The 10,717-nt window shown below is 71.6% G+C and carries 8 protein-coding genes; 3 read left to right on the top strand and 5 right to left on the bottom strand.

The window, feature by feature from the left end:
* Window positions 1-172: 172 nt before the first annotated feature.
* From VGJ24_RS03460 to VGJ24_RS03445, 4 genes are all read right to left on the bottom strand, one after another.
* Window positions 173-1,096: a ScpA family protein gene (locus tag VGJ24_RS03460; RefSeq protein WP_331499094.1), complete on the bottom strand. Its 924-nt coding sequence runs from the start codon at window positions 1,094-1,096 to the stop codon at window positions 173-175.
* 10 nt (window positions 1,097-1,106) lie between these two features.
* The gene (locus VGJ24_RS03455) at window positions 1,107-1,469 is read right to left on the bottom strand and encodes a hypothetical protein (protein ID WP_331499093.1); all 363 of its coding nucleotides are present in this window, start codon (window positions 1,467-1,469) and stop codon (window positions 1,107-1,109) included.
* Window positions 1,454-2,341 (bottom strand): ParA family protein, encoded by an 888-nt coding sequence (locus VGJ24_RS03450; RefSeq protein WP_331499096.1) that lies wholly within the window; start codon window positions 2,339-2,341, stop codon window positions 1,454-1,456. Before VGJ24_RS03450 ends, VGJ24_RS03455 begins: the two co-directional genes overlap by 16 nt.
* A gap of 437 nt (window positions 2,342-2,778) precedes the next feature.
* Window positions 2,779-3,858, bottom strand: coding sequence for an ROK family glucokinase (locus tag VGJ24_RS03445; RefSeq protein WP_331499092.1), 1,080 nt, complete (start codon window positions 3,856-3,858; stop codon window positions 2,779-2,781).
* A gap of 95 nt (window positions 3,859-3,953) precedes the next feature.
* On the opposite strand from VGJ24_RS03445, the gene VGJ24_RS03440 reads away from it, so the two are divergent.
* Both VGJ24_RS03440 and VGJ24_RS03435 read left to right on the top strand, forming a co-directional pair.
* Window positions 3,954-4,952 (top strand): ATP-binding cassette domain-containing protein, encoded by a 999-nt coding sequence (locus VGJ24_RS03440; RefSeq protein WP_331499091.1) that lies wholly within the window; start codon window positions 3,954-3,956, stop codon window positions 4,950-4,952.
* The gene (locus VGJ24_RS03435; RefSeq protein WP_331499090.1) at window positions 4,949-5,770 is read left to right on the top strand and encodes an ABC transporter permease; all 822 of its coding nucleotides are present in this window, start codon (window positions 4,949-4,951) and stop codon (window positions 5,768-5,770) included. The genes VGJ24_RS03440 and VGJ24_RS03435 overlap by 4 nt, the downstream gene beginning before the upstream one ends.
* Here VGJ24_RS03435 and VGJ24_RS03430 read toward each other — a convergent pair.
* Complete coding sequence (locus VGJ24_RS03430) at window positions 5,754-8,891, bottom strand: ATP-binding protein (RefSeq protein ID WP_331499089.1); 3,138 nt, start codon at window positions 8,889-8,891, stop codon at window positions 5,754-5,756. The genes VGJ24_RS03435 and VGJ24_RS03430 overlap by 17 nt on opposite strands.
* Window positions 8,892-8,975: 84 nt before the next feature.
* On the opposite strand from VGJ24_RS03430, the gene VGJ24_RS03425 reads away from it, so the two are divergent.
* Window positions 8,976-10,637: a long-chain fatty acid--CoA ligase gene (locus VGJ24_RS03425; protein ID WP_331499088.1), complete on the top strand. Its 1,662-nt coding sequence runs from the start codon at window positions 8,976-8,978 to the stop codon at window positions 10,635-10,637.
* Window positions 10,638-10,717: the final 80 nt, after the last annotated feature.

Raw genomic sequence — 10,717 nt, 5'->3', positions numbered from 1 at the left:
CCCTGGTCGGCGTACTCCTGCGCGAGCTCGGCGAGCGCCGCGGTCACGTCGGGGACCGGTGCGCCGACGGCCGACGCCAGCGTCGTCTCGTCGAGCGGCTGGTCGGCGATCATCAGCAGCGCCTCCAGCGACGGGCGCAGCTCGGCGACCGCGACCTCCAGCACGTCCTCGCTCATGCGGTCTCCTCCTCGGCATCCTGGGTCTCGTCGGTGGGCCGGTCCGGCGGTGGCTCCGGCACGCCCTCGAACTCGTCGATCCGGAGGTCCGCGACCGCCTCCGCGTGCTCGCCGGTCCAGCGCACGCTCAGCTCCCCCAACGGGGAGACCTGGTCGAACGCGACGACGTTCTCGCGGAACAGCTCCAGGAGTGCCAGGAACCTCGCGACCGTCGTCAAGGTGTCCGGAGCGTCTCCGCACAGTGCCCGGAAGGTCATCGTGCCGGTACGTCGCAGCCGCTCCGCCACGAGCTCGGCCTGCTCGCGCACCGACACGGCCGGGGCATGGATGTGCTGGAGCGACACCTCGAGCTCCGGCTTGGGCTCGAGTGCCCGGGCGGCGAGTCCGGCGAACGCGTCGAGCCCGATCCCGATCAGCACCTCCGGAAGCAGGCCGGCGTACCGCTGCTCGAGCCCGACGACACGCGGATGGCGCAGCGACTCCCCGGCCAGCCGCTGCTCGAGCACGGCCGCGACCTCCTTGAACGCGCGGTACTGCAGGAGCCGGGCGAAGAGCAGGTCACGCGCCTCGAGCAGCGCGAGATCCTCCTCGTCCTCGATCTCGCCCTGCGGCAGCAGCCGCGCCGACTTGAGGTCGAGCAGCGTGGAGGCGACGAGCAGGAACGACGAGGTCTGCTCGAGGTCCCACGTGCCGTCCCCGTGCCGACTCGCGCCGGCCTTCACGTGAGCGATGAACTCGTCGGTCACCTGGTGCAACGACACGTCGGTGATGTCCAGCTTGTGCTTGGAGATCAGGCTCAACAGCAGGTCGAACGGGCCCTCGAAGTTGTCGAGCCGCACCTCGAAGGCATGGGACCCCTCGGAGGTGGACTCGGTGAGGGCGTCCGCCCCTGGGGGGTCGGACGCGGTCGCGACGGTCATGTGTGGCGCTTCAGTCCTCGATCAGGCGTTGCACGAGCATGCTGTCATGGCCGTGCTCCTCGAGATCGGCCAGCACCAGCGCAACCGCCTCGCGGACCAGCCGGCCGCGGTCGACGGCCAGGCCGTGGTGGCGGCGCAGCTCGAGGCGGGCGTGCTCGAGGTCGACCAGCTCGTCGGCGGTGACATAGATCGTGATCTTCTCGTCGTGCCGCACCCGGCCGCTCGGACGGCGACGTGAGTCGTCGGCCGGATCGGCCGTCGGGACGGCACGCACGCGGCGTTCGCGTGGTGCCGGCGCAACCTCGCCGTGCGGCTGCGGGTCGGTGGGGCGGAAGAGGTCGTCGGCGGCGGGCAGGTTCACGCGTCGAGGCACCGCAGCGCCACCTCCTTCGCCAGCTGTCGGTAGGCGTCGGCGCCGGTCGAGGTCGAGGCGTACGACGTGATCGGCTCACCGGCGACCGTGGAGTCCGAGAACTTCACGGTCCGCCGGATCACCGTGTGGAACACCTTCTCGCCCCAGGCCTGCACCAGCCGCTCCAGGACCTCGCGGCTGTGCAGGGTGCGGCCGTCGTACATGGTCCCGAGCACCCCGTCGATCTCCAGGCGCGGGTTCAGCCGCTCCCTGACCTTGTCGATCGTGGTCTTGAGCAGCGCGACACCGCGGAGCGCGAAGTACTCGCACTCGAGCGGGACGATCACGCCGTCGGAGGCGGTCAGCGCGTTCACCGTGAGCAGGCCCAGGGACGGCTGGCAGTCGATCAGGATCACGTCGTACTGCTCGATCGCGGGGCCGAGCACCCGCTGCAGCGTCTGCTCGCGGGCCACCTCGTGCACGAGCTGGACCTCCGCGGCCGACAGGTCGATGTTGGAGGGCAGCAGGTCCATGCCCGGGACGCCGGACGGGACGATGACGTCCGCGAGGGTGACGTTGCGGTCCATCAGCAGGTTGTAGACGGTCTGCTCGATCTCGTGGGGGTTGAGACCCAGGCCGACCGACAGCGACCCCTGCGGGTCGAAGTCGACCAGCAGCACCTTGCGGCCGAACTCCGCCAGCGCGGCGCCGAGGTTGATCGTGGTCGTGGTCTTGCCGACCCCGCCCTTCTGGTTGCACATCGACATCACCCGCGCCTGACCGTGGGTGGTCAGCGGCTTCGGATCGGGGAACACCGGCACCGGCCGGCCGGTCGGGCCGAGCACCACCTCCGCCACCTCGTCCACCATCTCGTCCACCATCTCGTCCACCATCTCGTCCACCGCCACGCCGCCGCCGACCTCGTCGACGTCGGCCGCGACAGGCTCCTCGTCGCTCGGGCGGACGAAGGGCACCGGCGCGGACAGGGAGTCCGGGGCCTCCTCGACCGGCGCCTCGGGGCCGGGGGTCGGGACCTTCGGCGGGATCACGGGTGCGTTGGCTCCGGAATGGCCGCGCGAGAAGATCCCAGGCATGTGTGCTCTCCAGGTGTCGTGTGCTGAGCAAACGTGTCGGCAATTTGTCGACTTTGCGACATAGTGCCCGAGGTACGGCGCGACTGTAGGAGGGCGCGCCGAAGGATCTCTACCGGTTCCGGGAATCCCCCAGGCACCGGGCCAAATCTGTGCACAGCGTGTGCACGAGCGCGCCGGGGAGTGCACAAGCGACCCCTGGCCTGTGCACAAGGTTGTGCACATCTGGTACGGACCAGTCAGGACCCCTCGGAGGGTCCCGGGCGCTCGAAGAGACGCCGCAAGGGCCGGCCGTCGCGGGCACGGCGTACCCGGCCCCGACGCGAGCGGCGTGCCGCCGACCGGGCCATGTCGGCCGCCCCGATGAAGCCGGCGTTCGGGCCGAGCTCGGCTCGGACGATCACCGGCTCCTCGCGGTGCCCGCGGCCGGTCAACGACCGGGAGAACGCGCGCCGGGTGGGGTCGATCAACAGATCGCCGGCGTCGGACAGCCCGCCGCCGATGATCATGCAGCCGGGGTCGAAGGCAGCGGCCATGCCGGCCAGGCCGACGCCGAGCCACCGGCCGACGTCGGCGAGCAGCTCGATCGACAACGGGTCTCCGTCGCGAGCCGCCTGGGTGATCTGGGGACCGTCGAGCGCGTCCGCATCGCCGTCCACGACCGAGCGGAGGTGCCGAGCCATCGGCGACGTCGACCGCACGAGCTCGCGCGCCTCGCGGACCAGGGCGTTGCCCGAGGCGTACTGCTCCCAGCAGCCGCGGTTGCCGCACTCGCAGCGGTGTCCGTCGGGCACGACCTGCATGTGGCCGAACTCCCCCGCCATGCCGTTGGCACCGCGGTAGACGCGGTTGTCGAGCACCAGGGCACCGCCGATGCCGGTACCCAGGGTCGCGCAGAGCACGAAGCGATGACCACGGCCGGCGCCGAAGCGGCACTCCGCCAGCGCAGCGGTGTTGGCGTCGTTGTCGACCACCACGGGGAGCCGCACCCGCTCGGCGACCCGCGCCCGCAGCGGCTCACGGCGCCAGTTCAGATGGGGCGAGAACATCACCACGGTGCGGGTCACGTCGACGAAGCCGGCGGCGCCGATGCCGACCGCGGCCACGTCGTACTCCCGGGCGAAGCCGGCGACCACGTCGACGATCGTGTCCTCGACCTTGCGGACGTCGTGTCCCTCCGTCGGACGGCGGTCCAGGGCGATGATCTCGCCCGCCGAGTCCACGACCGCGCCGAGCACCTTGGTACCGCCGATGTCGATGCCGACCGTCAGCGGCTCCCAGCGCGGGGCGCGGGCGCGGCGCGGACGGACCTCGGCCATGCGCTCAGGCTAGTGCTGCGGGCGCCGCCGGCCCGTGAAAGTCGGCGTAGGCGTGCTGAAACCGCGCTGAAACCGTCGGCTTGCACGCTGGAGCCATGAACGAGACCACACCCGCAGTCCGGGCCGAGGGCCTGGTCAAGAGCTTCGGTACGCAGCGCGCCGTCGACCACGTCGACCTCGAGGTCCGTCAGGGCCAGGTCTTCGGGGTCCTCGGTCCGAACGGCGCCGGCAAGACCACCATGCTGAAGATGCTCGCGACCCTGCTGCCGATCGACGGCGGCCGCGGCGAGATCTTCGGTCACGACGTACGCCGTGAGCCGCACCTCGTGCGTCAGCTGCTCGGCGTCACCGGCCAGTACGCGTCCGTCGACGAGAACCTGACCGCGACCGAGAACCTGCTGCTCTTCGCCAGGCTGCAAGGCATCTCCAAGCCGAAGGCCCGTTCGACCGCGGCGAGCCTGCTCGAGCAGTTCGCCCTGACCGAGGCGGCCAGCAAGCCGATCTCGGCGTTCTCGGGCGGCATGCGGCGGCGCCTCGACCTGGCCGCCAGCCTGATCACCCGACCGCCGCTGATCTTCCTCGACGAGCCGACCACCGGCCTCGACCCGCGCACGCGCGGTCAGATGTGGGACACGATCCGCGACCTGGTCGCGAACGGGTGCACGGTGCTGCTGACCACTCAGTACCTCGACGAGGCCGACCAGCTGGCCGACCGGATCGCGGTGATCGACCACGGCGTGAAGGTCGCCGAGGGGACCTCCGACGAGCTGAAGGCCTCGGTCGGGACGTCGACGCTCACGCTGGGCCTGGTCGACCCGCACCAGATCCCGGCGGCCGGCGAGATCGCCGCTCGCCTGCTCGGCGAGCAGGCGTCCCTCTCGCCCGAGTCCCGCCGTCTCTCCCTGCCGCTGCAGCGCAGCGAGCAGGCCGTCGAAGTCCTGGTGACGCTGCGCGAGCGCGGCATCGCCATCGACTCCTTCAACGTCCAGAAGCCGTCGCTCGACGAGGTGTTCATGGTCCTCACCGGACATGGCGCCGCGAGCGACGACGACCACACCGACACCACGTCACCCGAGCTGGAGGCCGTCCGATGACCGCTCTCACCACCGCCCTGCGCAACCCCGCCGAGGGCCTGTCCACCCGGGTCGGGCTGCGCGACACCGCCGCCCAGACCATGACGCTGGCCTGGCGGGCCACGATGAAGATGCGTCGCAACTTCGAGCAGATGTTCGACGTGACCCTGCAACCGCTGCTGTTCACCGCCATGTTCGCCGGCATCTTCGGCGGCGCCGTCGCCGGCAGCGTGAGCGGATACAACCCGGTGATCATCCCCGGTCTGGTCGGCCAGACCGTCCTGACCGCCTGCGTCGCCACCGGCGTCCAGCTCCGCGAGGACATCGACAAGGGCGTCTTCGACCGGTTCAAGGTGCTCCCGATCGCGCGGATCGCGCCCCTGGCCGGTCCGATGGTCGCCGACATGCTGCGCTACGCGATCGCCAGCACCCTGACGTTCGCGACCGGGATCGTGCTCCTCGGCTACCGCCCCGGCGGTGGCGTCCTGGGCGTGGTCGCCGCGATCGTGTTCGCGACCTTCGCCGGCTGGTCCATGGCCTGGATCTTCGCCTGGTTCGGCACCATCGGGCGCAGCGCCCAAGGCGTCCAGGCGATCTCCCTGATGGTGATGTTCCCGCTGACCTTCCTGTCCAACGCGTTCGTGCCGACGAGCACGATGCCGGGATGGCTGCAGGCGTTCGCGGACGCCAACCCGGTCTCGCACATCATCTCCGCGATCCGCGACCTGGCCAACCAGGGCCAGATCACCGCCAACGCCGGCTGGGCGCTGCTCGGCTGCGCGATCGTCGTGGCGATCTTCGCGCCGCTCTCGGTCCGCAGCTTCACTCGGAAGATGTGACACCCAGCAGGGCCAGCACCCGCTCGGCCTCGGGGCGCAGCTCCCGGCCCTTGCGGTCGCCGTACTCCTCGAGGACGACGGCCAGGAGGCCGGGGGCTGCGTCGTCGGCCATGGTCGCCACCGGTTCCCAGGCCATCGCCGGGAACCACCGGTTGTACCCGAACCGGGCGGCGAGAGCGAGCAGGCGGACGGCGGGCTCCGGGTCGCGGTCGGCCTCGTGGCGGAGCAGCCACCGGGCGAGCGCGTGCGCAGCCATCCCGGTGACGGGGTAGTCGACGGCGGAGTCGGCCATCGTGCCCAGGCGCCCCAGCAGCTCCCGGGTCTCGGTCGCCAGCTCGGCCCCGCGCGCGAGGCGACCGGGCGTCTCCGCGAAACGCGCGTGGGCAGCGAGGTCGGTGGCCAGGGGGATCAGCGTCCAAGGCTCCAGCCCGTCGAAGGAGAGGTCCAGGAATCCCCAGGCCAGGCTCGTCTCCAGACAGCCGTCCAACGCCTGCAGCCCGGCTTCCGTGTCACCTCGTCGAAGGAGGATCTCGGCGCGTACCTGTGAGATCAGAAGGTCGGCGGTCACGTCGGCGGGACGGACGTCCCCGATCTCGTCGAGGAGCCGCTCCGCCTCGTCCAGCCGACCGCGGCGTACGGCGGACAGGGCCAGGCTGGCGCGCATCGTCGCGGCCTCCTCGTCGGCATGGAGGCTCTCGTGGAGCGGGATCGCGATGCGCGCATGTCGTTCGGCTTTGGCGATGTCGTCGGTGTTGAGCGCCTGGTTGGCCGCCTGGGTGTTGAGCGAGGCGATCTCCCAGGCCGTGGTGTCGGTCCCCACCATGGCCAGGGCCCGCTCGAGGTACTCCGCCGCCTCCTCGATGGCCCCTTCGTTCTCGGCCAGGATCGCCGCCCACTGCCAGGCCATCGCGGCCGTGCGCGGATCAAGGTCGTCGGTGAGCGCCAGGACGGCATCGCGACGGCCGTCGGGCGGAACTGCGTCCACGAACATCGCGCGGGCGATCCGGCTCCACGGGTGACGAGGCTCGGGCAGCCGGGCCAGGGTGGCGGCGAGGTCGGAGACGCCGTCTGGGCGCATGAAGCCGAGGTGCACCGTCACCAGGGCAACCGCGTCCGTCGTCACCTCCTCGAGCTCGGGCGGAGGCACCCACGAGACCAGCACCTGCTCGGCCAGGTCGGCCATGGCCAGGAAGCGGGGGAAGTTCCCGGTTACCGACCACAGGCCGCCCAGCGCGGCGAGCATCCGCACGCCTCGGGGCGCGTCGCCGGCCAGGAGCAGCCGCCGCAGGACGTCAGCCAGGTTGGCTTCCTCCGAGTCGAGCAGGTCGACGGCCTCCACCTGCCGCGGCCCGAACAGCTCTGCTCCCTGCCGATCGGCAGTCTCGACCGCCCAGGTGGTCAACGCCTCCCGCGCGGCGTCGGTCTCGCCGAGCTCGGCGAGGCGCAAGGCGGCGAACTCACGGACGGTCTCGAGCATCCGGTAGCGGGCCGCGCGGTGGTGCTCGGCCACGCCGACCAGCGACTGGTCGACCAGCGCCTCGACCAGGTCGGCACCGGCGTGGCCGAGCAGGTCGCGGGCGCCGTCGGCGGAGAAGCCGTCCTGGAACACCGAGAGCCAGGCCAGTGCGCGCTTCTCGTCCTCGGCCAGCAGGTCCCACGACCAGCCCATCACCGCAGTCAGGGTCTGGTGTCGGGCCGGGGCCGACCGGTCGCGGCCGCGGAGCAACGCGAAGCGGTCGTCGAGCGCGCGGCGTACCTCGTCGACCGACATCGTGCGCACCCGCGCGGCGGCGAGCTCCACCGCGAGCGGAAGCCCGTCCAGCCGCGCCACGATCTCCGTGACGAGGTCGTCGGGCAGCTCGGCGTCCGGTCGTACGGCGCGCGCCCGGCGCCGGAACAGCTCGGCGCCGTCGGGGGCGGCGAGCTGGCTGAGCGGGAAGACCCGTTCGGCCGCGATGCCGAGCGGCGCGCGACTCGTGGTGACGACGCGGAGGTCGCGGGTCGTCACGAGGAGGAACGCGACCAGCGAGGCGACGGCGTCGAGCACGTGCTCGCAGTTGTCGAGGACGAGCAGGGTCGGGACGGAGTCGAGCTCCTGGGCGATCCGGGGGCGGACGTCCGCCTGCTGCGCGGGGGTGAGGGTGCGCCGGCCCGTCACCGAGTGCCGGACCCCCAGCGCGGAGCCGACCTCCGAGACCACATCATTCGGTGAGGAGATGCCGACCAGCTCGACGAAGTGCACCCGCGACTGGCTCGCCTCGCGGGCGAGGACGTGCGCCACGCGGGTCTTCCCGAGCCCTCCCGGCCCGAGGATCGTCGTCAGCCGGCCGCTGCGGACCAGCGACCGCAGGCCGGCGAGGTCCTCGGCACGTCCGAGCAGCTCGTCGGGGTCGTACCGCACTCCGCTGCGCACGGGATCGTCCGACGCGAGCAGCTCCTGGTGGACCCTCTTCAGAGCCGGATCGGGATCGACGCCCAGCCGCTCGGCGAGGTCCCTGCGATACGCGTCGTACCGGGACAGGGCGACCGGCGCCCCTGACGCCGCCGCCTCGGCGCGCAACAGCGCGTCGAGCACCTCGGTGTCATCGGGATCCGCCGCATGCGCCTGCTGCAGTCCCGCGACCGCATCCGCGTCGCGCCCGGAACGCGCGAGTGCCAGGGCGTGCGTACGGCCCAGGCCCGGGCCCAGTGCCAGCACGTGACGACGTACGTCGGCCAGCGGTCCCTCGCCGTCCACCGTGGCCAGCCCGCAGATCAGGGCGTCCGCGGCGACCGCGTTTGCCAGCGCCTCCTGCGGGTCGTCGAGAAGCGCCTTCCGGGCCGACTCCACGAGGGACTCGGCCAGCCAGGCGTCGACGGCGTCCTCGCCGAGGCCGAGCCGGTAGCCGCCGTCGTACCGTTCGACGACGCTCGCCCCGCACTGCGCCCGGACTCGGGAGACCTGTACCTGCAGCGCCTTGGGGTTCGGCGCCTGCTCGGCCCACACCTCCTCGAGCAGCCGGGCGTCGGACAGCCCGGACCGATGGAGGGCCAGCGCGGCCAGGAGGTCAGCGGAACGCGCGCCGGCGATCGGCTCACCGCCGTACGACACCTCGTCGAGGAGGCGGAGCGCGATCGTCACGCAGCCAGCATAGGAAGCAGGTGCGCGGTGACCGACGCGGATGCAAGATGTGAGCGACACGTACGCCGATCGCCAGGAGACTCCGTGAAGAGCACCATGCAGGACGCCCAGCTCACGATCGGATCGGTGTTGGCGCACGGCTCGGCCGTGCACGGCGACTCCGAGGTGGTCACCGCGACCACGGAGGGCACACGCAGCCGCACGTACGCCGAGGTGGGCGGGCGAGCGGCCCGGCTCGCACACGGCCTACGCGGCCTCGGTGTGGACGGCGACCAACGCGTCGCGACGTTCATGTGGAACAACGCCGAGCACCTCGAGGCCTACCTGGCCGTCCCGGCGATGGGTGCGGTGCTGCACACGCTCAACATCCGCCTCTTCCCCGAGCAGCTGGTCTACATCGCCAACCACGCCGAGGACCGCGTCGTGATCGTCGACGACACCTTGGTCCCCCTGTTCGCCAAGGAGCTGCCGAAGCTCGAGACCGTCACCCACGTCCTCGTCTCCGGACCCGACGCGGCCGCCGCGGATCTGGACTCGTTGCGCGCCGCCGGCAAGGAGGTGCTGCTCTACGAGGACGTGCTCGCCGACCAACCCGAGACCTTCGCGTGGCCGGAGATCGACGAGCGCTCGGCCGCGGCGATGTGCTACACCAGCGGCACCACCGGCAACCCGAAGGGCGTTGTCTACAGCCACCGGTCCGCGTGGCTGCACTCGCTGGCGGTGAGCACCGGCAACGCCGCCGGCCTCGACTTCCACGACCGGGTCCTCCCGATCGTGCCGATGTTCCACGCGAACGCCTGGGGTCTGGCGTACGCCGCGGTGATGACGGGCGCGTCGCTGTGCATGCCCGACCGCTGGCTGCAGGCAGAGCCGCTCGTCCGGTTCATCCAGGCCAGCCGCCCCACCGTCTCGGGCGCCGTCCCGACGGTCTGGAACGACGTACTGTCCTACCTCGACGGGCACGAGGGCGTCCGGCTCGACTCTCTCCGCCTGATCCTCTGCGGCGGCTCGGCCGTCCCCGTCGCGCTCCAACGGGGCCTCCAGGAGCGCCACGGCCTGTACATCCGGCAGGCCTGGGGCATGACCGAGACCTCGCCGGTAGCGTCGGCCGGCCTCGTCCCGGCGGGCGTCGAGGGGGACGACCAGTGGGCCTACCGGGGCACCCAGGGCCGACTGCTGTGCGGCGTCGAAGGCCGGATCGTCGGTGACGACGGCGGCACGCTCCCGTGGGACGGGACGTCCGTCGGTGAGCTCGAGGTGCGTGGACCGTGGGTCACCGGCGGCTACTACCACCCCGACGACGCGGACAGCGAGAAGGCCGACCAGAAGTTCCACGACGGGTGGCTGCGCACCGGCGACGTCGGACACCTCGACCCACTCGGCTACATCACGCTCAGCGACCGCGCCAAGGACGTGATCAAGTCCGGCGGCGAGTGGATCTCGTCGGTCGACCTCGAGAACGCCCTGATGGGCCACCCCGACGTCGTCGAGGCGGCGGTCGTCGGCATCCCCGACGAGAAGTGGCAGGAACGCCCGCTGGCCACCGTCGTGGTCCGTGAGGGCGCGACCGTGACGCCCGAGGAGCTCCGCTCCCACCTCGCCCGGTCATTCGCGAAGTGGCAGCTGCCCGACGCGTGGGCGTTCATCGACGAGGTCCCGCGCACCTCGGTCGGCAAGTTCGACAAGAAGGTCGTCCGGCAGGGCTTCGCCGAGGGCCGGTACGACGTACGCCGCCTCACCGAGTGAGCCGACGGAGCGGGGTCGAGCCGCGAGTCCATCCCCGATCCAGAGCTCCGAACTGTTGCGGTTTGGTCCCAAACCGCAAC

Source organism: Nocardioides sp., from assembly GCF_036493135.1.
Taxonomy (GTDB): domain Bacteria; phylum Actinomycetota; class Actinomycetes; order Propionibacteriales; family Nocardioidaceae; genus Nocardioides.
The sequence above is the reverse complement of the archived record's forward strand: the minus strand, read 5'-3'. Positions and strand labels throughout refer to the sequence as shown.